The organism is Rhizobium sp. BK289 (assembly GCF_014193575.1).
GTDB lineage: Bacteria > Pseudomonadota > Alphaproteobacteria > Rhizobiales > Rhizobiaceae > Rhizobium > Rhizobium tropici_C.
The window spans coordinates 157,047-179,312 of sequence record NZ_JACHZO010000010.1 but is presented as its reverse complement, the minus strand read 5'-3'; the positions used below and the strand labels follow the sequence as shown (position 1 = coordinate 179,312).

The 22,266-nt window shown below is 59.3% G+C and carries 24 protein-coding genes and 2 pseudogenes; 12 read left to right on the top strand and 14 right to left on the bottom strand.

The features are described 5' to 3' along the window. Positions 1 to 8 precede the first annotated feature (8 nt). The 4 genes from FHT84_RS20595 to FHT84_RS20580 are packed head-to-tail and all read right to left on the bottom strand — an operon-like array spanning position 9 to position 2,285. Positions 9 to 308 carry a conjugal transfer protein TrbD gene (locus tag FHT84_RS20595; RefSeq protein WP_183763881.1) on the bottom strand — a complete coding sequence of 100 codons (300 nt, stop codon included), beginning with the start codon at positions 306 to 308 and terminating at the stop codon, positions 9 to 11. Next, a complete protein-coding gene (locus FHT84_RS20590; RefSeq protein ID WP_183763878.1) occupies positions 301 to 684 on the bottom strand; it encodes a TrbC/VirB2 family protein in 384 nt (127 codons plus the stop codon). Before FHT84_RS20590 ends, FHT84_RS20595 begins: the two co-directional genes overlap by 8 nt. Beyond that, positions 674 to 1,651: a P-type conjugative transfer ATPase TrbB gene (trbB, locus tag FHT84_RS20585; protein WP_113248585.1), complete on the bottom strand. Its 978-nt coding sequence runs from the start codon at positions 1,649 to 1,651 to the stop codon at positions 674 to 676. The genes FHT84_RS20590 and trbB overlap by 11 nt, the downstream gene beginning before the upstream one ends. A gap of 10 nt (positions 1,652 to 1,661) precedes the next feature. Then, the gene (locus tag FHT84_RS20580) at positions 1,662 to 2,285 is read right to left on the bottom strand and encodes an acyl-homoserine-lactone synthase (RefSeq protein WP_112342866.1); all 624 of its coding nucleotides are present in this window, start codon (positions 2,283 to 2,285) and stop codon (positions 1,662 to 1,664) included. A 263-nt stretch (positions 2,286 to 2,548) separates the two neighbouring features. Between FHT84_RS20580 and FHT84_RS31495 the strand changes: the two are divergent. Next, positions 2,549 to 2,775 (top strand): annotated as a pseudogene (locus FHT84_RS31495) (IS30 family transposase); the annotation flags it as partial. 186 nt (positions 2,776 to 2,961) lie between these two features. On the opposite strand, the gene FHT84_RS20575 reads toward FHT84_RS31495, so the two are convergent. Next, entirely contained in the window at positions 2,962 to 3,264 is a 303-nt protein-coding gene (locus FHT84_RS20575) for a hypothetical protein (protein WP_113249047.1), read from the bottom strand. Positions 3,265 to 3,775: 511 nt separating this feature from the next. On the opposite strand from FHT84_RS20575, the pseudogene FHT84_RS20565 reads away from it, so the two are divergent. After that, positions 3,776 to 4,239, top strand: a pseudogene (locus tag FHT84_RS20565) (zincin-like metallopeptidase domain-containing protein); the annotation flags it as partial. A 636-nt stretch (positions 4,240 to 4,875) separates the two neighbouring features. Further along, entirely contained in the window at positions 4,876 to 5,184 is a 309-nt protein-coding gene (locus FHT84_RS20560; RefSeq protein WP_169645946.1) for a DUF736 domain-containing protein, read from the top strand. A gap of 62 nt (positions 5,185 to 5,246) precedes the next feature. On the opposite strand, the gene FHT84_RS20555 is transcribed toward FHT84_RS20560, so the two are convergent. From FHT84_RS20555 to traC, 4 genes are all read right to left on the bottom strand, one after another. After that, positions 5,247 to 5,408 carry a hypothetical protein gene (locus FHT84_RS20555; protein ID WP_169645911.1) on the bottom strand — a complete coding sequence of 54 codons (162 nt, stop codon included), beginning with the start codon at positions 5,406 to 5,408 and terminating at the stop codon, positions 5,247 to 5,249. Positions 5,409 to 5,672: 264 nt separating this feature from the next. Then, positions 5,673 to 7,628: a Ti-type conjugative transfer system protein TraG gene (gene traG / locus FHT84_RS20550; RefSeq protein ID WP_169645945.1), complete on the bottom strand. Its 1,956-nt coding sequence runs from the start codon at positions 7,626 to 7,628 to the stop codon at positions 5,673 to 5,675. Next, positions 7,615 to 7,830: a type IV conjugative transfer system coupling protein TraD gene (locus FHT84_RS20545; protein WP_169645944.1), complete on the bottom strand. Its 216-nt coding sequence runs from the start codon at positions 7,828 to 7,830 to the stop codon at positions 7,615 to 7,617. The genes traG and FHT84_RS20545 overlap by 14 nt, the downstream gene beginning before the upstream one ends. Positions 7,831 to 7,834: 4 nt before the next feature. Continuing rightward, positions 7,835 to 8,143 carry a conjugal transfer protein TraC gene (traC, locus tag FHT84_RS20540; protein ID WP_113248580.1) on the bottom strand — a complete coding sequence of 103 codons (309 nt, stop codon included), beginning with the start codon at positions 8,141 to 8,143 and terminating at the stop codon, positions 7,835 to 7,837. Between the two features lie 254 nt (positions 8,144 to 8,397). On the opposite strand from traC, the gene traA reads away from it, so the two are divergent. From traA to FHT84_RS20520, 4 genes are read left to right on the top strand one after another with little or no spacing between them, the layout of a single operon-like run. After that, positions 8,398 to 11,721, top strand: a complete 3,324-nt coding sequence (gene traA / locus FHT84_RS20535) for a Ti-type conjugative transfer relaxase TraA (RefSeq protein ID WP_183763875.1) — start codon at positions 8,398 to 8,400, stop codon at positions 11,719 to 11,721. Then, entirely contained in the window at positions 11,718 to 12,284 is a 567-nt protein-coding gene (traF, locus tag FHT84_RS20530; RefSeq protein WP_183763873.1) for a conjugative transfer signal peptidase TraF, read from the top strand. The genes traA and traF overlap by 4 nt, the downstream gene beginning before the upstream one ends. Next, the gene (locus FHT84_RS20525) at positions 12,274 to 13,437 is read left to right on the top strand and encodes a conjugal transfer protein TraB (protein WP_113248577.1); all 1,164 of its coding nucleotides are present in this window, start codon (positions 12,274 to 12,276) and stop codon (positions 13,435 to 13,437) included. Before traF ends, FHT84_RS20525 begins: the two co-directional genes overlap by 11 nt. 16 nt (positions 13,438 to 13,453) lie before the next feature. Beyond that, the gene (locus FHT84_RS20520; RefSeq protein ID WP_113248576.1) at positions 13,454 to 14,056 is read left to right on the top strand and encodes a TraH family protein; all 603 of its coding nucleotides are present in this window, start codon (positions 13,454 to 13,456) and stop codon (positions 14,054 to 14,056) included. A gap of 2 nt (positions 14,057 to 14,058) precedes the next feature. On the opposite strand, the gene FHT84_RS20515 is transcribed toward FHT84_RS20520, so the two are convergent. From FHT84_RS20515 to FHT84_RS20505, 3 genes are all read right to left on the bottom strand, one after another. Then, positions 14,059 to 14,433, bottom strand: a complete 375-nt coding sequence (locus FHT84_RS20515; RefSeq protein WP_113248575.1) for a DUF5615 family PIN-like protein — start codon at positions 14,431 to 14,433, stop codon at positions 14,059 to 14,061. 20 nt (positions 14,434 to 14,453) lie between these two features. Then, positions 14,454 to 15,059: a DUF433 domain-containing protein gene (locus FHT84_RS20510; RefSeq protein WP_112342876.1), complete on the bottom strand. Its 606-nt coding sequence runs from the start codon at positions 15,057 to 15,059 to the stop codon at positions 14,454 to 14,456. Between the two features lie 86 nt (positions 15,060 to 15,145). Next, positions 15,146 to 15,367 carry a helix-turn-helix transcriptional regulator gene (locus FHT84_RS20505; RefSeq protein ID WP_112342877.1) on the bottom strand — a complete coding sequence of 74 codons (222 nt, stop codon included), beginning with the start codon at positions 15,365 to 15,367 and terminating at the stop codon, positions 15,146 to 15,148. Positions 15,368 to 15,604: 237 nt separating this feature from the next. Here FHT84_RS20505 and FHT84_RS20500 point away from each other — a divergent pair, with 237 nt between their 5' ends. After that, a complete protein-coding gene (locus FHT84_RS20500; protein ID WP_113248574.1) occupies positions 15,605 to 15,925 on the top strand; it encodes a transcriptional repressor TraM in 321 nt (106 codons plus the stop codon). A 3-nt stretch (positions 15,926 to 15,928) separates the two neighbouring features. On the opposite strand, the gene FHT84_RS20495 is transcribed toward FHT84_RS20500, so the two are convergent. Then, on the bottom strand, positions 15,929 to 16,633 hold the full coding sequence (locus FHT84_RS20495; RefSeq protein WP_112342879.1) for an autoinducer binding domain-containing protein: 705 nt from the start codon (positions 16,631 to 16,633) through the stop codon (positions 15,929 to 15,931). Between the two features lie 575 nt (positions 16,634 to 17,208). On the opposite strand from FHT84_RS20495, the gene FHT84_RS20490 reads away from it, so the two are divergent. The 4 genes from FHT84_RS20490 (at position 17,209) to FHT84_RS20475 (ending at position 21,194) form a co-directional block, all read left to right on the top strand. Further along, on the top strand, positions 17,209 to 17,928 hold the full coding sequence (locus tag FHT84_RS20490; protein WP_113249046.1) for a LuxR family transcriptional regulator: 720 nt from the start codon (positions 17,209 to 17,211) through the stop codon (positions 17,926 to 17,928). A 199-nt stretch (positions 17,929 to 18,127) separates the two neighbouring features. After that, a complete protein-coding gene (locus FHT84_RS20485) occupies positions 18,128 to 19,174 on the top strand; it encodes a class I SAM-dependent methyltransferase (protein ID WP_183763870.1) in 1,047 nt (348 codons plus the stop codon). A 33-nt stretch (positions 19,175 to 19,207) separates the two neighbouring features. Continuing rightward, entirely contained in the window at positions 19,208 to 20,611 is a 1,404-nt protein-coding gene (locus FHT84_RS20480; protein WP_113248573.1) for a hypothetical protein, read from the top strand. 64 nt (positions 20,612 to 20,675) lie between these two features. Continuing rightward, on the top strand, positions 20,676 to 21,194 hold the full coding sequence (locus FHT84_RS20475; protein ID WP_113248572.1) for a GNAT family N-acetyltransferase: 519 nt from the start codon (positions 20,676 to 20,678) through the stop codon (positions 21,192 to 21,194). A gap of 132 nt (positions 21,195 to 21,326) precedes the next feature. Here FHT84_RS20475 and FHT84_RS20470 read toward each other — a convergent pair whose 3' ends face one another. Further along, on the bottom strand, positions 21,327 to 21,800 hold the full coding sequence (locus tag FHT84_RS20470; protein ID WP_113248571.1) for a cupin domain-containing protein: 474 nt from the start codon (positions 21,798 to 21,800) through the stop codon (positions 21,327 to 21,329). Positions 21,801 to 22,266: the final 466 nt, after the last annotated feature.

Here is a 22,266-nt window from a genome sequence, read left to right as displayed (position 1 = left end):
CCGTCTCCTCAATACCGGCGCCAAGGGGATGTGGTCGCCTTGTAATAGGGCCCGTAGGAAATATGCCTGATGTAGACCTGCCGCATGAACGGGTCGGACTTCGCCATCGTCCTGAGAAGTCCGACGACGACAATCCAAACTGCAACGCCGAAAAGCGCCGAATAAACGGTCAGCACCACGAAGATCAGGATGACTGCGGCCAGACCGGTGAGCAGCACCAGTTCGCGGTCGGCCCCCAGTAGGAGGTTCGGACGCGAAAGCGCACGGTGGATGCGGTTGCGCTGCAGGCTGGACAGGGAGTCAGCCATGAATCCTCTCCCCCTCTGAGGGCTGTCGGGTCGATGTGAACTGCCCATCAGACAGTCCAATCGAAGCGCCGGTGGCGCCGAACAGGCCAACGATATTGGTGGCGCCGAGCAGGATGCCGGCGACGAGAACGACATAAACCAGTCGCCGCGCGAAATCGTTGAGCTCGCCGCCGAAGATCAGCATTCCGCCGGCGATGGCCACGGCGGCCAGTGCAATGGCGCCGGCGACCGGACCGGTGATCGATTCCTGGATTTGCTGCAATGGCCCCTCCCACGGCAGGCTGCCGCCGGAACTAGCGAACGCCGGCGCAACGGTGGCAAGAACGAAAGGCATGGCAAGCAGCGCAATGGTGAAACTCACGTTCTTAGGCGACATGGGGTGCTTCCTCTTTTTCGGTGAGCGGGTCGGATTCGATTTCGTATTGGCCGTTGGTGAAGCGCTCGACCTGGATGACGTCGCGAACGCGCCGTCCTCGCGGTGTCCGTTCGATGGAGATGACGAGATCGACTGCTTCGCCGATCACTTCGTGCATCGGCTGCTGGCTCATCTCGGCGGTGAGTTGCTCAAGCCGCCGCAACGCGGATATGGCAGTGTTTGAGTGAATGGTTGCCACGCCGCCCGGGTGGCCAGTGTTCCATGCTTTAAGCAATGTGAGAGCGGCACCGTCACGGACTTCTCCAACAACAATCCGATCGGGACGCAGGCGCATGGTGCTCTTCAAGAGCCTCGCCATGTCGACTGCGTCACTGGTATGAAGAAGAACGACATTCTCGGCCGTGCATTGGATCTCGGCGGTATCTTCCAGAACGACGAGCCGATCCTCCGGTGCGCTCTTGACGATTTCTTCGATCACCGCATTCGCGAGGGTTGTTTTGCCCGAGCCCGTGCCACCGGAAATGACGATGTTCAGCCTGGAGGAGATAGCGCTTCGGATCGTAGAGGCCTGATCCGGTGTCATCACGCCGGAGCGCACGTAATCGTCGAGCGGGATCAGACGCGAGGCGCGCCGGCGAATCGTGAAGGCAGGCTTGGTCACCACCGGCGGCAGCAAACCTTCGAACCGATGACCGCCGATCGGGAGCTCGCCTGAGATGATCGGCTGTTGCGTGTCGACTTCCGATTGAAGTGCGTGGGCCACGGTGCCGATCACCATTTCAGCTGCTGCCGACGACATCTCGCCGGCCGGAGCGATACCGTGCCCCAGCCGCTCGATGAAAAGCTTTCCATCTGGATTGAGCATAATCTCGACGACGGTTGCGTCATCCAGCGCTACACAGAGCTGATCGCCGAGTGCTTCTTGAAGTTTGCGGACAAGCCGGGGGTGAGAACGAAGCTGGTTCACCGATTTCTCCTTACGCTGCCTGGCTGCTAGGGGTGAATTCCGAGCGGTAGCTGAAGGGGCGGAGCTTCTGAAACGTCCTGTCATTGGCAGGCAAGATACCGGCTACTGCCATGGTATCACCGATCTTCCTGGGTTCGTCCAAGCGTTGGAGCGGCCAACCGACACGAGCGAGTATTCGCTCGAAGCGGACATCGGTCACCGTAACGATTTCCGCGAAGTTGTTCGCCATGCACCATTCGATAATGCCTGCAAACATGGTCAGGGTCGCTTCATGCACAGAGCCCTCTCCCCTGCCCTCCTTAAGCGCAGTGTTGACGCAAAAGCGGGAGCTTTCGATCATTGCGTTATGCGCATTCAGCTGGCCGTTCGGGAGAAGCGAGGGAAAGACCTCCGTCACCATGGTCGGACCAAGCGCCGGGAGCAGCCTTGCACATCCCGCAACTTGGCCACCGTCAGAAATCGCGAGGACGTAAGTCGGCCCAAGAGCGTCGAATACATCTGACTCGCATCCCGCAGTTACCTTGACGTCCCAGCCTAAGCGACCGGAGAACACATGGGCACGAAGTTTGTGATGGCTGTGGAGGAGGTGTGCCTCTTGGATCGTCCGGGGCGTTGAGAACGCGACAACTCGCATGAACTTCTCCGTCGTTGTTTCTTCTGCGTAGAAATCAGCACAGATTGGAATCGTGCGGCAGTTGTAGAATCCTACAATGCGGCGGTGCGATTCGCGGTCGCTGTATACTCGGGGAAAGTCGGTTCGAGTACGATTTGGCCTCTGATGTGAGCAGACTCTTGCAGGTAGCGTTTTCTGGCCAAAGTTGCCGCCGCCTTCAAACTGTTCCTCGCCACGCCTGCCACGCGGCGAGTAGGGCAGAATGGAGGCGTCAAGGCCGCTCCCAGCGACATGGTCAACGGCTTAGTCTGGAACTGAACATCCTGCGCCGCCCGGACGTCGTTGTGGATCGCAAGCAGTTTGGCCATTGGAATGCGATCTAACCCAGTTCCGCAAGCATTTCGGAAAAACCAACATGACATTGCCTGTCGAGCGGGTCGCCACTTTGCGATCTTTGCGCAACGATGATCGGCAGTCCCGACCCGTGATGGATGACCTCGTCCAAGCCCTGCCCTACCACGTGGCGGTTAAACGCCCCTACCGTTCCCGGCGAGTCTTCTGGCTACGTCAGAGCTACCAATAACAAGTGCCGTCCAGCGGCAGACGAACACGGACGGTCGTGAGGTTGAGACGATCCCACCGGGCGACACCCTAGAAATGTTGGAAACAAACTCGTTCCGGGAGTGAGTAGCCGCGTTTACTGCGCCAACCACTGATATTCAGCGATCGAAGCCTTGCCTGATCTCTTGTCGTATAGGCAGATCATATTGACCATCTTCTTGGACTCCGGGTTCTTTTCGCGGAGCAGAATGGCAATCTTTCCGATGACATCATCGAAAACGACTGGTGCGGTCGCCTCGGGAGAGACCATGCGAGATTGACCGATGCAGGTGCCGTTCGCCTTAGCGAAGAGGGCATTCCAAGCGGCGTCGCTCGAGGCATTGGCAAGTGGAGCGAGAGCGAACATGCCAATTGCTGTGGCAATGGTGGTCTTCAGCATCGAGAAATTCCTCATGTCAATCCGAGTCATGCCGTATGCCGGCGATCCGTTGTTCATAACAAACGATGGCAACATGAGGGCTGCATCCTGCCGTCCTCGCTGGTCAGAGTAGCGAACCTGGGTTACATCCCATCCTAGATTCGGTCGAGGCCTCCGTCACCAGCGGAAGGCCGTTTTTATAGGTGTGCCGCAAGGGGATAAATCTATCCAACGCAGCGGTTTCGTCGCTGCGATCACCGCTGCTGCGGCCATATAACCAGTCGCTGAGCGCGATCCGTTCTCAAGCCGCGACATAGGCGGACCCGAAACGAGGGCGCTGGTGCTGAAGTTGCCTGACTTCGATGTCATCGGCATTGAGGGCTCGGCCACGGTCCTTCTCGTTGTTCGGGATTGGCATCGGACCCGTGCCGGACTGCCCTCCTTGTTCGCTGCGATCTGAACCGGCGGTCGGGCGTTTCAAGGCCTGTCGCGCCGAGTGGCGTCCGACCCAGCCTCTCTGCGCGAGGGCAGGCTCGAGCGGATCGCGAGCGCCGATTGCTTCTTCCGCGATATCGGCGCAGTCATTCGGCACGGCGGCAATCAGGCCCACTATCCCCGGTCATGGACTACATCCAGATGCCGCCCTTTGAGGCGTTTCGCGACGCTGCCGGATACACGGCCGTCCTCAGCCATGAGGCGACCCACTAGACGCCGACAGAACATCGCGTGGGACGTGACCTGTCGCGCTATGCCAAGGACCGGACGGAGCGGGCGCGGGAAGAACTCATCGCCGAACTTGGCAGTTGCTTCCTCTGCGCCGACCTCGGTGTCGCGCCGGAGCTCGAGCCGCGGCCGGATCATGCTTCTTATCTGCAGTAGTGGCTCTCGGAGTTGGCCAACGACAAGTGGGCGATCTTTCAGGCGGCAGCGCATGCGAAACGCGCTGTGAGCTTTCTGCATTCCCAGCAGCCGGAAGCGGATGTGAAGGCCGCGGCCTGCCGTTCAAGCGTGGTCGTCACCACCGGTGGCGGCCGCGTGGTCCATATCCGCTGCTCCTTGATACCTTGTGCGATGTTAGCACCAAGCCTTCCCAGATCGACGTTTTTGAAGCGTCGAGTTTAGGTTTACGGGACGGTTTGCGTTCAACGATGGACGGCTTGGTCTGCTGACGCATTGATCCTCCAGGTAGCGATTCGCGAGGGCAACGACATCGCACGAGGCGTGGTGGCAAGCCGGCCGATGTTTGCGAAGGGCCCGTTCCCCAATTGAAGCGTCTAACGACGACGGTGCAAGTGCGGCATGGCGCAGGCTAGCATCCCTACCCAAGGCAAATGCGGCGGAACGCCATTGCAATATCCCTTCCGTGAGAGTTTCCGGCAACCCATCTGCGGGCTCGATGAGGCATGTCTGACCGGAGACCGGCTGCGCCTCGATCGTCTTCCCGCAACGACAACTCGCCGATTTCTTACCCCGGAAGGCTGCACCTTCCTCCTCGCCCACTAACAAATCGGCGACTTGCCGCCCTCCATTTCATTGCGGCCCTATCGGGTGCGGTCCGATCGCCACCGGTCTTTGCGACAGCCATCGAGGCCGCGATGGGCGCGGCCCGATACACAAGAAAGGAATACGACAATGGCAACCATCGGTACCTTCACCTCCGCCGAAAACGGCTTCACCGGCTCCATTCGCACTCTCGCCCTCAACATCAAGGCCCGCATCGTCCGGATCGAGAACCCTTCCGACAAGGGCCCGCAGTTCCGCGTCTACGTCGGCAGCGTTGAACTCGGCGCCGCCTGGCAGAAGACCTCCGAGCAAGGCCGCGATTACCTCTCGGTCAAGCTGGACGATCCGAGCTTCCCGGCTCCGATCTACGCAACGCTTGCCGAGGTGGAAGGCGAAGACGGTCTCCAGCTCATCTGGTCCCGCCCAAACCGGGATTGATCGACGTAACGGGGCTCCGCCATCGGCGGAGCCTTTTCCCCTATCCGAATAGCAGCGCGCGATTAACGCGCGTCGAAGCTAGCGAGGATCTTGCGCAATTGCGCGTTCTGCTCGATGAGCTTCTTTGCAAGCTGACGCCGCAAGGTAGCGACTTCCGCATCGAGGTCGGCCATTTCATTCGTGAGTGATCTCGGGCCGGCAGCAGCGGCAGCAGCTTGCTTCAACGCTGTTGCCGTCGTCTCTCATTTGCGGTGGAAAAGGGATCATCCTTTTCCGCGAAGCGAGACGAGTTAGCGGAACGGCCGGCCAAACGGTGTGCGAGGCGCGGGGCGCAGTCGGTCCCGCCTCCCCTTCGGGCCACGATGTTGAGGCTCCTGCGGCTGCGCTATTCCCGGCCTCGCACGACGAGAATTCCCGAAATCTCGCCCGACGGGCGAACGCTCGCGCTTATTTCTCCGATACTCTTCATCTTTCTGGATCAGCCCTGCTCACGGCGCTGTGCGCCGATCCGATCGCAAAGGCTTAAGACGGCTTTCCAACCCATGAAGCCGGTTCTCGCCGATGCAGGCCTTCATGTCTTCACGCCGGAACCAAATCGCGCGGCCGCATCGAAGCGGCGGGTTTCCCGCAGTGAACACGATCTGCTCATCGGCGCGCATCTGGAGAACCTCATGCGGCTGGATCAGCGGCCGCGCAGCGAGCTGTTTCGATCGTGTTCGCGACGACCCCTTCGACTGGAAGCTGTGACTGACGTGATCGATTTCGACCGTGGTCATGCCGCATCGTCGCGAGATGTAGTCGGCAGTGTCCGGATCGTTGATCGCCGCGAACGAAATCCAGCTTGCGCTTTCGAACCATTTGCTTGCGGCATCGCGACCGCCATAGGTTTCCCGCATCTGCCCGATCGACTGGTAGATCATGACAAGCGTGACGCCGTACTTTCGGCCGGCATCACGCGCCGTCTCCAGAACGCGCATGTAACCCAGTCGCGCCACCTCGTCGAGGAGGAAGAGTGCCCTGCCTTGGACCTTGCCGTCGCGATTGTAGATCGCGTTGAGGAGCGAGCCGATGATGACCCGCGCGAGCCCGGAATGCGTCTCCAATGTCTTCAGGTCGATGTTGATAAACACATCGGTCTTACCGTCTGCAACCGCCTCGGTCGAGAAGGCCGAGCCCGACACGAGTGCCGCATAGTTGGCGTACGACAGCCAGTGTGTTTCCTTGACTGCATTGGCGTAAACGCCGGAGAAGGTTTCCGGCGTCATGTTGACGAAGGCAGCGACGTTCTCTCTCACAAAATCCGAGTTCGAGTTGTCATAGATCGCTTGCAGCCGCTCGCGCAGTTTCGGTTCCGGCTCGGCCAGATTCGAACGGACCTGGCGCAAGGTCTGGTGCTCCTGGTCGGTGTGACCTGACAGGCAGACGTCGGCTATCAGCGCGGTCAACAGCTGAAGTGCGGATGCGCGAAAGAAGTCGTCGCGGACATTACGCGGGCCGCCGCTGTCGCTCATGATCCACGATGCGACCGAAGCGATATCCTCCTCTTTGGTTCTGCCGTACCGCCCAATCCAGTCAAGCGCGTTGAACCCGGTTTCCGGTTCCTTCGGATCGAGTATGCGGATGAACCGCGCGGCGGATTTGCGGTGTCCATGCACCATCGGCGCGACCTCGTTCGAAGGGTCCAGCACGACAAGGCCGCCCGCCCATTTGAGGGCCGTCGGGATTGTCACGGATGTCGTCTTGAAGCCACCCGAACCGGCGAACACGATGCCGTGCGACGATCCGAACGAACCGTCGAAACACAGCAGCGGTGACTTGCCGCCGGCGCCCCAGGTCTCGGTGTCGTCTGCACCGAACGAGCGCGCTGCCGTGGTATCCTTGTCGACCCGGTAGCGTTCGCCGATGACGATGCCTCCAGCGTCGGGGAAAAGTTTTGCTGCGTTCTGCATTTTCATCCAGTCGGCCTCACCGTGCAGCGCCCGTTGTCCCCGGATGCGCTTCGGCGCGGAGCGCGCGAAGGCGGCATTGCCGATTAGCGCGACCCGCAACGCGAAGCTTCCCACCATCAGTGCCGCGGTCACGCCGATCAGGGTTGCGGGGTCGAGATATGAAATGATGGACTCGCCCGGCGGTACCTGACCGGCGAACGGCATAAGCCGTGCCATCTCGCGTATTGCCGCGATCAGGATCGTTGCCGTGCTTCCCGCAACGACGCCCCAGCCTGCGAACTTAATACCGCTCGCGCCGGCACTCGCGAAGAGAAAAATCACGCCGACGACCGCGGCCGTAACATAGGGAATGGCGATGCCGGCCCGGCCCAATGTCAACCTCGCGGTCTCCGTCTTACCGAAGGCCGAAAGCCACTGCTCGATCCCGGTCATGCCGATGACGGTAAGCATCATCAGCACGATCGGTGCGGCGAGAGCAAGCTTATTCGCTCTCATCGCTAAACGCCTTCACTCCGATCGCGATCAACCGCGCCCGTTCGCCTTCGTCAGACCTCAGACGTGAGCGAAGTTCGATCAATGCTCCGAGCAGCAGCGCGCGTTTCTCGTATCGCAAGCCTGCCTTGACGATCAGGCCGCCGAGTTCGATTTTCTCGCGGGTGTCCTTCTTGCGCGCGTCCGATGTCGTTGTTCTCGCCATCCGCTCAAGCCTCGCCATTGCCGCCCTGAGCCGTGCCAGGCGAGACCGCCGCGGTCGATGCACCCGCCGCGCCTCCGCCATCGCCTTTTTTGCCGCCAGTCGCGGCCTCGCTCCCGCCATCCTGGCTTCCTCGGAGGCGCTTCGCGATGTCCTCGAAGGCTACCTGAAGATCGGCTTCGTCGCTCTCGATTTCTCCGAGACCAGCCTTCAAAGCAATGCGGCCGATCCGCTCGGCCTCGCGCGTTTCCGCAGCCTTGAGCTGCTCCTGCAGCTTGGCGATTTCGTCGCGGATTTTCGAGGAAGGTCTCTTCATTTCCGATCGTCTCCTGGCTGAGAAAGCGTGTCTTTGAAAGCCAGTCTTTCGGATGAGGGTGCGCGACGCACTACGGTGAATCCTACAATCGCCAGTGGCGATGCTTTGGTGAATGATCCCGGCCGTTCCGAAGGAGCGGGTTCCAAGGGCGCAATTATACGTCGCTGATGCGACGTGTTGCTGAGAGACCCCGGAAGGGCCGCCGCTCCCGACAAACGCGTCGATTTCCTTCGCATTCGGGAGCTTATGCCGCCGTGGCCGTACCTCATTTCTCCGTCAGCGTCGTCGCCCGTGGCTCCGGCCGCAGCGCTGTGCTGTCGGCGGCCTATCGCCACTGCGCCAAGATGGACTACGAGCGGGAAGCGCGGACGATCGACTACACCCGCAAGCAAGGCCTCCTGCATGAGGAGTTCGTCATCCCCTCAGACGCACCCGAATGGTTGCGGTCGATGATCGCCGATCGTCCGGTCTCAGGTGCGTCGGAAGCCTTCTGGAACAAGGTCGAGGTTTTCGAGAAGCGATCCGATGCCCAAATCGCCAAGGATGTGACGATCGCGTTGCCCGTCGAACTGACGGCCGAGCAGAATATCGCGCTTGTTCGGGATTTCGTCGAGCGGCACATCACCGCTAACGGAATGGTCGCCGACTGGGTCTATCACGATGCACCGGGCAACCCGCATGTGCATCTGATGACGACGTTGAGGCCGCTCACTGAGGACGGGTTCGGTGCCAAGAAGGTTGCGGTTCGCGGGCTGGACGGAAACCCGATCCGCAACGACGCCGGCAAGATCGTCTACGAACTCTGGGCTGGCAGCCCCGACGACTTCAACATTCTTCGCGATGGCTGGTTCGCCTGCCAAAACCGGCATCTGGCGATGACCGGGCTCGATATTCGCGTCGATGGCCGGTCCTTCGAAAAACAGGGTGTCGACGTGGAGCCGACCATCCATGTCGGTGTCGGCGCGACGGCTATCGACCGGAAGGCCGAGCAGGCGAAGATCAAGTCGTCGGCAGGGCCGCCAAAGCTCGAACGGATCGAGCTGCAGGAGAAGCGGCGAAGCGAGAACACACGACGCATCCAGCGCCGGCCGGAGATCGTCCTCGACCTGATCACCCGCGAGAAGAGCGTCTTCGATGCCGAAGACGTTGCGAAGATCCTGCATCGCTATGTTGACGATGCCGTCCTTTTCCAAAACCTGATGGTTCGCGTCCTGCAGAGCCCTGAAGCGCTCCGTCTCGAGCGCGAGAGGATCTCGTTCGCGACCGGAACCCGAGTGCCGGCCAGGTACACGACGCGCGAGCTGATCCGGCTTGAAGCAGAGATGGCCAACCGTGCAATCTGGCTCTCAGGGCGATCTTCACATGGCGTTCGGGAAGCAGTGCTCGAGAGGACGTTCGCGCGCCATTCGCGCTTATCGGAGGAGCAGAGGACAGCGATCGAACATGTCGCTGGACCCGAACGGATCGCAGCGATCATAGGCCGTGCCGGCGCCGGCAAGACCACGATGATGACGGCAGCGCGTGAAGCGTGGGAAGCCGCCGGCTATCGTGTCGTGGGTGGCGCACTCGCCGGCAAGGCTGCCGAAGGGCTGGAGAAGGAAGCAGGGATCGCCTCGCGTACGCTTTCATCCTGGGAGCTTCGCTGGAGCCGCGGCCGAAACCAGCTTGACGCAAAGACGGTCTTCGTTCTCGACGAGGCCGGCATGGTGTCGTCGCGGCAGATGGCGCAGCTGGTCGAGACGGTGACCAAGGCCGGCGCCAAGCTTGTCCTGGTTGGTGATCCCGAACAGCTCCAGCCGATCGAAGCCGGCGCCGCGTTCCGGGCGATTGCCGACCGCATAGGTTACTCCGAACTCGAAACCATCTATCGCCAGCGCGAGCAATGGATGCGCGATGCGTCGCTCGACCTCGCCCGCGGCAACATCCGCAAGGCTATCGGTGCCTATACCGTTCATGGCCGAATGATCGGTTTGAGACTGAAGGACGAGACAGCGTATAGGCTTATCGCCGATTGGAGCCGGGACTTCGACCCGACGAAGACGACATTGATCCTCGCCCACCTCCGGCGCGACGTGCGAATGCTCAACGACATGGCGCGGGCCGAGCTCGTCACGCGTGGCATCCTTGGTGAAGGTTTTGCATTCCGCACGGAGGACGGGCACCGCAACTTCGCCATCGGCGACCAGATCGTCTTTCTGAAGAACGAAGGATCGCTCGGCGTCAAGAACGGCATGCTCGGCAAGGTCGTCGAAACCGCTCAAAACCGTATTGTCGCCGAGATCGGCGAGGGCGAGCACCGGCGACAGATTATCGTCGAACAGCGGTTCTACAACAATCTCGACCATGGTTATGCCACCACGATCCATAAGAGCCAGGGCGCTACCGTCGACCGAGTGAAGGTGCTCGCGTCACTCTCGCTTGATCGGCATTTGACCTATGTGGCCATGACCCGTCATCGCGAGGATCTCCGCGTCTATTACGGTACCCGATCCTTTGCTTTGGCCGGCGGCCTGGTCGAGATCCTGTCACGCAGACAAGCCAAGGAAACCACGCTCGACTACGAGAAGGGCAGTCTCTATCGCCAGGCACTGCGTTTTGCCGAAGCCCGCGGCTTCCATATCGTCAATGTCGCCCGAACGGTTGTCCGCGACCGGGTTGAATGGACGATCCGCCAGAAACAGAAACTCGCCGGTCTTGCCCACCGGCTCCTCGCCGTCGGCGTCCAACTCGGCCTCAGTGCCAGCCCCAAACCGACCCAATCCCCAAGCACCAATGAGGTCAGCCCAATGGTTGCCGGCATCACGATATCTACGAAAACGGTCGAGCAAGCGGTTGCCGAAAAGGTCGAAGCCGATCCCGGTCTCAAGAAGCAATGGGAAGACGTCTCGACCCGCTTCCATCTCGTCTATGCGCAGCCGGAAGCCGCCTTCAAGGCCGTCAACGTCGACGCCATACTGAAGGATGGAGCGACCGCCAGATCGACACTGGCGAAGATCGCCGACGAGCCGGAAAGTTTTGGTACCCTCAAGGGGAAGACCGGCCTGCTCACAAGCCGCGCCGACAGGCAGGAACGCGAGTGGGCGGAAGGCAATGTACCAACCCTGGTGCAGAGTCTCAGCGATTACCTGCGTCAGCGCAGACAGGCGGAACAGCGGTATCAGGCTGATGAAATGGCGGCTCGTCGCAGGGTCGCAATCGACATTCCGGCGCTGTCGCCAGGTGCACGCCAGACGCTCGAGCGGGTGCGCGACGCCATTGATCGAAACGATCTTCCGTCGGCGCTCGAGTTCGCGCTTGCCGATAAAATGGTGAAGGCGGAGCTGGAGGGATTTGCCAAGGCGGTTGCCGAGCGTTTCGGTGAACGGACCTTCCTGCCCCTGGGCGCCAAAGAGGCGAACGGGGAAACCTTTAGGTCGGTCACGGCGGGCATGAACCCAGCTCAGAAGGCGGAGGTCCAATCGGCATGGAGCCTGATGCGTACAGTGCAACAGCTGAACGCCAATGAGCGAACGGTCGAAGCCCTGAAACAGGCCGAGACGCTTCGCCTGAGCAGGACCGAGGGGCTGTCGCTGAAATGAACATTTTTCTTGTTGAAGCATCGTCGTTGAGGCGACCAGGAAAAGCTCTGTCTCTTATCTTGGCGGTAATCACTGCGGCACTTCTCGGCGCGATCGCGGCCGCCTGGCTCGGTGGCTTCCGGCTCAATCTTACGCCCAGCGAGCCACTCGGTCTCTGGCGTATCGTCGAACTCGATCGCCCGGCGGCCGTTGGCGATCTGGTCTTCGTTTGCCCGCCTCGGACGCCAGCCATGCAGGAGGCGCGCAGTCGCGGCTATCTGCGCTCCGGCTTGTGCCCAAGTGGGGTTGCACCTTTGATCAAGATGGTGATGGCCGTTGCGGGACAACGGGTCGACGTCGGCGCCAGTGTGACCGTGGATGGCCGCCCGGTTGCCTCCTCCACCATTGCACAGCGAGATAGGCAGGGACGGTCGCTGACGCCTTTCGGCGGAGGGATCGTGCCAGAGGGCTGCATCTTCCTTCATTCGGCTTTCGCTGGGTCCTTTGACTCCCGCTATTTTGGTCCCGTCCCCGCTTCCGGGATCCTGGGTCTCGCGCAACCGGTATTGACCGATGCGCCATGATTGCTTCCAGCCGGTACCGCTTATCGCAGTTTCGATTGTCGCCGGAATAGTTGGATGGAGTGGTCATATCTTGCTGCTTCCGACCGCACTGGCGTTCCCGATTCTTTGGGCGCGGGCGCAAACGAGATGGGTGGCGGCGCTTGTTTCTGCCGAATACTTTCTTGCGGCGTCACGTGGTCTGCCGCAGGGCGTCGCAACTTTCTATTCGTCGGACCTTTGGCCCGGTCTGTTGCTATGGTTGTGTGCGTCTGTGAGTTTTGTTGGCGTGCATACGGCCCTCTGGACAAAGCGCTCCCGTGTTCGCCCATATCACTATCTTGCTGCGATGGTCCTCATGGCATTTCCACCCCTCGGTATCATCGGCTGGGCACATCCGGTGACGGCGGCCGGCATTCTGTTTCCGGGATGGGGATGGTGGGGACTGGCGGCAACGACAGCCGGCCTCATGGGCCTCGTAACCCGCATGTGGCCGGCTGTCATGATCGCCTTCGCAGGCTTTTGGCTTTGGTCCGCCGCTACCTGGACCGGGCCGCATCTACCCGATGGTTGGCAGGGCGTCGATCTCGAAATGGGGTCATCGCTCGGCCGTGACACCAGCATTCAACGCCACCGTGATCTGATTGCAACGGTGAAGGTTCGTGGAGTTGGTGGCAGCCCAATGATCGTGCTGCCCGAGAGCGCCTTGGGCTTCTGGACGCCGTCGGTCGAACGGCTGTGGGTCAAGGCTCTTGAAGATACGGACGTTACGGCGGTCACTGGGGCTACCACAGTGGATGCGGCTGGCTACGACAACGTGCTCGTTGCCATCTCCGCAACCGACGCCAGGGTCCTCTATCGCGAACGCATGCCGGTGCCGGGCTCGATGTGGCAGCCCTGGCGGACGTGGTTCGGCCAGAGCGGCGGAGCGAGAGCGCACTTCTTCGCAAATCCCATTGTCGATCTTGGGAGTGCGCGAGGCGCGCCGCTGATCTGCTACGAGCAACTGATCGTCTGGCCGGTGCTGCAATCGATGCTCGACGACCCCGACCTGATCATCGCCGTCGGCAACGGATGGTGGACCAGAGGGACGTCTATCGTTGCGATCCAGCACGCTAGCGCCATCGCCTGGGCAAAGCTCTTCGCAAAACCGCTCGTTTTTTCGTTCAACACCTGAAGCCCGAGGAGACGTCATGTTGGATCCTACGTTTATCAAGGAATGCGCCGATCCTTCACTCAGGCCCCCGGTCGTCGAGCAGTTCGTGGCAGCCGCAGGCTCGGAGGATCCCTTCGCCGTCACGGTCAAATCCGGCGGCCGATTGGTCCTCGTGCCGAAGGCGAAGTCGGTCGACGAGGCAATGGCGATCGCGAGGCAATATGTCGGACAGGCCGTCGTTCGCGTCGGCCTGACGCAGCTCCCCGCTGGCGTCGGCTCCAAGGACGCTGCCGACTTGTTACCGGACCTCGTGGAGCCTTGCGAAAACCTTCATAAAGGAACCGCACTGTTCGCCAAGGTTCTAAGGATCGTAGCCAGGTGGTACGGCAACCCCAAGAGCGAAGAGGTTTTCCCGCAGATTTTCGAGGATGCCGTTTATGCCTGGAAAACGGGTGAATTTGAAGGCGTAAGCGTATTCCACGCAGCGGATCCGGGAGGTGCCATAGAACTGCCGCAGCAAAGCGAAGTGAATTCGGTCGATGACGAGGCAGTGGCGACACCGGAAAAGCAATCGGACACGAATGAGGAGGTTGATCGGGCGGGAATTCGGATCGATCTCTCCGGCATTGGCGGAAATTGACGTTATTCCGGCAGCGCATAGCGCGTCAGGATAACGTCACCATCTTCGATGGCAATCTCCACCACTTCATTCACGATCTCTTGGGAATCGGCAAGTTCCTGCAGCACCGCCATGAATAATTCGCGCTGCAAACCCGGCAGGACCTGCGGCACGATGATTACCAGGCCAGCATGCAGCTCCTCTTTCGCGGACAGTTTCCTGAAGTCGCGTGCGTTGTTCGTCACGAACGTGAAATCATCCGCGAGAATGCGGGGCATCAGGTCCCAATCAGTCTCGCCGCTAAGACCAAGCCAATTGACATGAAAGCAGTCGTGGCCGTGTTCTTGCGCCACAGCCACGAGCGAGGTGTGCAGGCATTCATCGATAAGGAATTTCAAGAAGCGGCGCCCGAGGATTTTCAGGAATCAACTTTGGCCAGCGGCAAACGCTTCACCGATTTCACCTTCAATCCCTGTTCCGACAGCTTTTTTGGGCGCCCTCTAGCAGGGTGAGCCGCCGCCCAAATTTCGGCGAGTTCCACCATCCGCGCTGTGACGGAAGGATAGCCCTCGACGATCTCTGCCGTACTGGCACCTTGCTGTCTCATAGCAGCGATCATGCGCACCGGAATTCGAGTTCCGGTGAACACCGGCTCGCCGCCTGCGACGCCCTTCACAGTCTGGATCTTCTGCTCGGCCTCTCGAAGGGCGTCTGCACGCGCGGCCAGCTGCTCCCTCGCCCGCGCTACGTCGACGATCAAATAGTCATCTGCCCTCACCGTATCGGCGTCGGGATTCCGGTCAATTGTCTCGAACAATCGTTTGCGGCGCTCGGCCGTGAGGATCGATCCGACGCCGTACCAGAGCTTGAGGCGCAATAGATCCTCGTCGGTAAGTTCCCGCCCTCCACGTCCTAAATGGGCAGCGATGATCCGCTTGTCGATTGCATTATGCACCGACTTTACTGCAATCTCGCTGAGCGCTGCAGCTTCGGTGGGCGTGTAAGCGCGAGTAGCGGTGGCCATAATCATTCTCCTTGTGGAGAATATATAGTTCAGGCGATATCTATCGTAAAGTCCTGCGACAATTTTCGTCAGTCAGGATCGCGGCTTCACTTCTTTTCCGGCCGCCGTTTCAGCAGATCAGACGCTTCTGTTTCTAAGACTTTTGCCAAGCGATCCACCACGTCGATACTGGCATTGTATATGCTGCGTTCCAGGGAGCTGATGTAGGTTCGGTCAATACCTGCTCGATGCGCGAGTTCTTCTTGCGACAAGCCTTTGGCCAGACGCGCAGCTTTCAAGTTTCGTGCAAGCACCTCTCGAATCTCCATGATCGAGAGAGCAACCTCTTGCAGAGTATTTCACCACGGAGTATACTCGACAAAGCTATTTTGTTCGCAAAATCAAGGCTATGTGGGACGCCAAAGGGTGCGCATGTTGGGCGATGACCCGCAAAAAATCAATTTCCCTTTCGACCTTCAGAAAGTTGGTAATCGACCGCAACCATGCGTGATGCCAGTAAGCCTCGGATATTGGCGACCGCAAAAATAAAGCAGGAGAAGACAGGGATGATTGAGGCCAGCTCATCCGAGGCAGACGAACAGGCCGCGCGTGAATCTCGCTACCGGTCGATGCCAGAGTCGAAGCTGGAAGCGCTGGCTGTTTCCGCGATCCTTGAACACCGCCGCCTTCTTGTCGCGGACGAGGCCGTTTATGAAGAATGGACCCGCGCGTCGGCGGACCCGTCGGTCTCCGACGATGTCCTCGCCAGTCTGCAGGACGAATATCTCGCGCGCCAGAAGAAATCCGAGGCACAACAGCAAGAGCTTTCGGAAATCATCGACATTCTCGGTTATGTCCCTGAGGTTCCGCTCGACGACGAGAAGTGAAGATTAGACCAATCCGTGATCCTTTGCGATTGCGACAAGTTGTGGAACCGTCGCAGCTTCGAGCTTGCGACGCGCGCTATCAAGATAATGCTGCACCGTCCTCGCATTGATCCCCGTCAGGGTGGCGGTTTCTGGAGCGGTTTTGCCTTTCGCGGCCCACATGACACACATGGCTTCCCGGGGAGAAAGCAATCGCTTTGGTGCAAAAATGGTAGAGGCGGCGATGATTTTCAGGCCGTAGTGGACCGCGAGAACTGCATGAATCGCCTTTTGTCGATCCTGAAGTTTCGAAATGTCTGCGGACTGTGCAGAGGACGCAAAGGTCAGCATCATCGTGGAGCCGAAGCTTCCTGCGACGGGTATCGTCACGCCGCTACGAATGCCATGCTTAATTGCCTGGTCTCGAAAGCGCCTGAGTTCAGAGGATCCCCGCGCCGGCCAGTCGTCGGCCCTCCAGCTAAACATGTCCATGCGACGTTTGGCTTCGGTGATAACTGGGTCGATTAACGAATACTGACTTTCGAAATAAACGCCCTGCCATTCCTCCGAATACGAATTGAATGTTCGGATTTGTAGGCCCTCGGTCCGCAGAAACGCGAAACGCTCGAAGCCACATGAATGAGTGAATGTCTTCAGAGCGCTCTTGACCATGCGTTCATCGTGGGCGGTCTCGGTCATGTCGATGAGAGAGCGAAGATCACTATCCATAAAGTTGTCTCCAGTCCGGTTGCGTCAGTCCTCCCTTTCGTCTGTTCGCAAAGTGCCGGGTTCCGCAACGCCAGACTATCTCAGCGACCACGGCCTCCCGCCGTGACTCGCATTTCCCGGTGTTTATGAACAATTTATGATAACGTCATTCGCGCTTAACGGGTACTATTTTTTTTGTTTCGAGCAAGTTCGGCGGTGTCGGAATCAAACTTCGGTTTCGACGTTAGAACACAGAAAGCGGCCGCTCGCGGCTCGGCTCCTTGGCTACGAGGCTCCTTGCATGGTCCCAAGCAACATGAAGTTCAATGCTCGTAACCCCCTGGGGCGCCGGCCTTCCATGTTGCCGCCAGACTTGATGAATCCTCATATTGCTCATGTGTCATCGGCCGACAATTTTGGAGATCGCGTATTCTGACGGATTCGGATGGGGTGCATTCAGACCATAAGCACGTTCGGCCACCAGATCCGACAAGATTTCGAGGATGATCATTGGATAGTGGCGGGCTGGGAATGGGTTTCGTCAAACGCTGCACTGCCCGAGTAAAAGGCTGATGGCGCGGCCGCATGCAGAGGAAATGCGACTGTCATCTGTGCTGAACACACTGGAAAATGCGCGGCAGGCCGATGACTTGCAATTCGTTCTCTCGGAAATCCGCCGCGGATATGGCTTTGCACATGCAACTTTGCTTGTCGTTCGTGCCGGTATTTCTCCCCTTCCCTATCCCTTCTTCTGCACGACCTATCCGCCCGAATGGACGGATATCTATTTACGAAGAAACTATTTCGAAATTGATCCCGTCATCGAGATCAGCCGTACCGGCTTTCTCCCGGTGGACTGGCATGCGTTACGCGCGCAATCCCTAAAGGGCAAAGCCTTCTTGAGGGATGCAAGAGGGTTTGGCGTCGGCAGACATGGCCTCACCATGCCTGTGAGAGGGGCCAACGGAGAGCGTTCCCTTTTTTCGGTAACGTCGGCTGCGAACCGGTCGGACTGGCGGAGACTTCGTGATGCCAGCATCTGGGAACTGCAGGTTCTCTCCCATTATCTGCATGATAAGGCCGTACTTGTCTCCGGTCTTCGGGCAAGCGGCGCTCGCGATATGTTGTCTCGACGCGAGCGGGAGTGCCTGCAGCTTATCGCGCGCGGCGAGATCCCCAAGCAGATTGCCGCTAGACTACAGATTTCCGAAGGGACAATACGGCTTTATCTCCGCCTGGCCAGGCGCAAGCTCGGCGCCAGGACGCTTTACCAAGCGGTCGCCAGGGCGAGTTTCCTGGAGATCATTGATGTGTGAGCCAATGCCATTCGGTGCCAATCCGACAACCTCCGCTTGTCCGTCAATCTGATAAAATCGACCGATTGCAGCGCCATCCCTCTTCGATGACATCTGTGCATTCAAGGAGCCTGCGCTGCAGCAAGCCGTAGTCTTGTCTGGAACCGCGGTCCTATCGCGACGCGGCTGCTCCTTTCGGCCTTACAGGAAGGATTGGATCATGGTGGATAGGCAGACGATTGATGCTTGGCAAAAGGCGCCCCGCCTGAACGCGTTCGCGCCGTTTTTCGAGCGAACCGCACGCGGTCTTGGCGGAATGCCTGACCTTGGCACTCCCGAACCCGACTTATCGCTCCTGGAATTCGATCTCGACTCCATGGTGTTCTGGGACACGCACCGCCGCCTTTGGGGGAATTTCGACAATCATTATTTCGCAAGTATTCCCTATCGCCTGGAAGAGGAGTGCCGAATGGGTGCCGCAATGCTCGCCTTTGCTCTGGGCGCATGGGGACGGAGGCGGCAAGCCGCTGCCGTCTATACGCTCGGGGCGGGAGCTGGCACTCTTGCAAGAGCGCTGGCAAGACTGGGCGACGGAAGGCTGAAAACCCTGTGCTGCAGCCCGACAGACGGCAATCGCAGCAGTTTCTTCGCACGCCGGGGAAGTGAGCATGCCCATTTCCATCACGGTCCATTCTTCGAACTGGACGACGAGCGCTATGCTACCGATGATAATCTTCAACCGTTTCGAGACGGATATGACCTGGTGCTGGAGGATACGACCTTCCAGATGTATGGCCGCGATCGGGAAGCCCAGCTCTCCGTCATAGCCCCGCGGATTCGGGCTGGCGGATTGCTGATACAGGTTCAAAAGCTGATACACCCAGACATCAAGGCCTACTTCGCTCGCGAGCGTCAAAAGGACGAAGACTTCAAGTCACGCTACTTTTCGCAGACGCAGATCGTCGCAAAGAAGCGCGAAGTTCTCGACACGATGGCAGATTATCAAGTCGACCTGGAAACCACGATTTCAGCTCTGAGGGCGTATTTCAGCTGTTCCGTCGTCACCTGGAACAGTGGCAATTTCTACACGATAGTGTCGTCCAATTCGGCCGCTTCCCTGCTAGATTTCGTCAGCTCAATGGTGAAGCCGGCGATTCCGGAAGAGTTTTGCTACGAGCAGCTGCCTCTCGTTTTCGCGCGCGAGACAGCGCCGCCGCTCGATGAGCCTTGGGCATGGCGCGCTGCTCGCCCCGCCGGACGGTTCTGACATCGCCGTTCAAAACAAGGGAACCAGACACGCATGGATGCAAGTTCCAACGGGTGTTTGACTTTGGCGGACCTGAAGAAGGCCTTGTCACACGTGATGCCAGGTCTTGACCAGTTTTGGAACCGAGAGCTCAAGGATTATGCGAGAGCTCTCTACGAAGTCGAGAGCCACCGAGCCGGTTGCGCTATCCGCCGCGATGCGATGATCCGGCTGCAAGCCTGTGTCGAACGAACAGCGCTAAGGTCAGGTGCGGATCGCGCGCAGGCGCGAGAGGCCGCGGAACAATTGACCACGGCGCCGGTCATGCAAACCGGACCGCATTGCCATCTGTTGATAGAGCCCGATGCCTTTTACACACATCTGTTCAGCCTGCTTGGTCTTAGCGCTCGTCGACTTCAATGGCATATCTGGTATGGCGCCTCCACTGTCAAATTCATCGAGAAGGCGAAGAAGGGTCCCGGTTGGCTCAATCTTGAGAACGAACCGATCAATGTGTTCGGTCTTCCGCGAAGCCGAATGGACGCCTATAGCCTATGCGGATCAAACGGTCCCTATCGTTTCCTGCTGTCGGGACGCGAAAGCGGACAAGCGGCCAATCCATCGGTGGAAAGGCTGAAAACGATCCTGCCCAGTGAAGATTTCGCATCGGCCGCCGAGGCGATCAAGGCCGGAAATCAGGCCCTATGGGCGCGGTTTTTTCCGAGGCAGGTTCGGTTGCTTCAGCTTGACGACATCGACGTCGCTGATCTCGTAGCCGATCACCTTGAGGATACGGACTCGTGGCTGTCAAAGTGCATCGGTGGAGATGGCGCATGGGCTTCCGCCATCCTGGAGGCGATCGATGAACTTGACGCCGGGCCATGGGCAGGATGGATCCGCAGGACAACAGACCTCTTCTGGGGGTTGGCTGACGGCAAGATTTTTCCCTTGCGGTTGAAAGATGGCCTCCTTTGGGACGTCAAAGGATCCCGGCCGGACGTACGGTTCAAACCCGCGAGTATCGCCGTGGCGCTCCGGCAACGTAGAATCGTGCCCAGCCTGTTTATGACGTTTCTGGTGATCTCCATCCTGCCTGGAACACGCGTTCTCGGTGGATGTCGTCAGGTCGCCTACTATCCCCTCATGCGTCATGTTCTTGCGACAGCGCTTCAGAAAACAGGTGAAACCAGTTTGTTGCACGCCCTCCGCGCCGACGTCCGTCCAGGCGTATGGGGACATCGCGTGCTGAAGCCGCATAATGGTTCCCCCTTCGCGGACTTGGAGAATGAGACCGTGATGGATCTGCTCGAGCTCTACGGCAAGCAGACGCTTGCCGAGACATGCGGTGATCTCGCGAGTTTTACCGGCGATCCGATTTGGGCGGGGCTGACGGCGCGCATGAAGAGCGAGGAAATTCGCGTTCCGCCGCCAGAGTGGCGGTGGGCACGGTCGTCGTAGCAAACTCCCTTAGAGAAAAACATGCGGCTCCCTCACCCGTCATAACCAGCCTACCCTACTGGAGATGGACATGTCGCCAAACGCACGAAGGCTATTGATTAGGCGCCTGTCAGTCGACGATGTCGAAATCTTCCGCCGCATTCGTCTGGAGGCACTTTCGTGCGACCCGTCCTCATTTGCGAGCGTCCACGACGATTGGGTAGATCTTCCGGACGAGGAGTGGCGTAACCGGTTGAGCGAGCCGGTTTTCGTCGCATTCATCAATAAGGAGCCGGTTGGGATGATGGGCCTGTCGTGTCATCGACCGAGGAAAATGGCGCATCGCGCAACCATCGTGAGTGTCTATCTGCGAAAGAGTGAGCGTGGAACCGGGATCGCTGCCGATCTTCTGGCCGCGGTTTCGGATTACGCAAGACGTCTTGGAATTGCGCAGCTGGAACTCGCGGTCAATGCGGAGAATGCGGTGGCGATGCAGTTCTATCTGCGCCATGGATTTGTCGAGGTCGGCCGAATTCCCGGCGGAGTGCTTGATGGAGGCAGGGAAGTCGACGACATTATCATGGTGTGGCGATTGGGCGGATGAGCGGTTCCCACGCCCGTATCCCAAGTTAGCTACGAGCGATGAAGGCTGGTGCTGTCGAATTCCTGACGAAGCCAGTACGGCACCAGGACTTGCTGGGTGCGGTCACTGCGGCGATCGACAACCGGGTGTCCGCTACACCCTAGTGCCCAGCCCGAGTGCCCTCGTCATCTCGTTCATGATCCCCAGTCGCGCTTCGATTACGGCGATCTTCTCAGGTGTGTCGGCCTGAAGCGCCTCGATGTCGATGAACAATTGCTCGCAGCCGCCGGGAATGACGGTCCCGAACATCTGACCAGGTTCGTCGCTGATGTTTCTCCACGCATGCTGGACATGAGGTGGTAGGACGACCACCGCCCCCGGCGGCGCATCGAATATCTCGCCTCCGCATTCGAAGCGATATAGTCCCTTTATCACTCGGAAGATTTCGGTCTCCCGGGTATGGGTATGAGGCGCTGGCCCCTGTCCCGGTGGGGTGAACGTCTCCCACATGCCAAGGGCTCCCCCGGTCTCGGCGGCGGTGGCGTGGATTACGATCCTCGCTCCAAAAGGAGTCCTTGCTACCCGCGGCTTGTCGGGCAACGAAATGATCGCCTTCCGAGATGACATTCGGCACTCCCCCCTTCGCTCTCGTCGGGCATCCCGTCCCCGACAGCGGCCCCGCAATTAAGCTACTTAAACGTCACTAAGTCCACCCTGAACAAGTCGGCGCTGTTCGGTCGTTGTGCTGTCGCCAATCGACTGCGTAGCCCGGCGGCGCATGAAGATAAACGGGCTGCGAAATCCCACCGCCCTGACTTCTTCGTAGAGCTTTATGCCGCTCTGACCGAGCAATCAGACAACAAGGATCACGCAGCCGATTCCGGCCAACTGCCCCGCAGACGAGAATTCGGCCGCGAAAGCAAGTGCCTACGTTGAACCTCGACCCGGATCTTTTCCTTGTTGCATGGCTCATGTAATTCTGCCCATGCCAAGGCACCATCAGCTACGCGTCAACGGTGCTATTCTGGCCACCCGCCGCGGACTTGACTCTTCTCCAAAATGAGAACATCTATAGAACAAACAAGGCTAATGG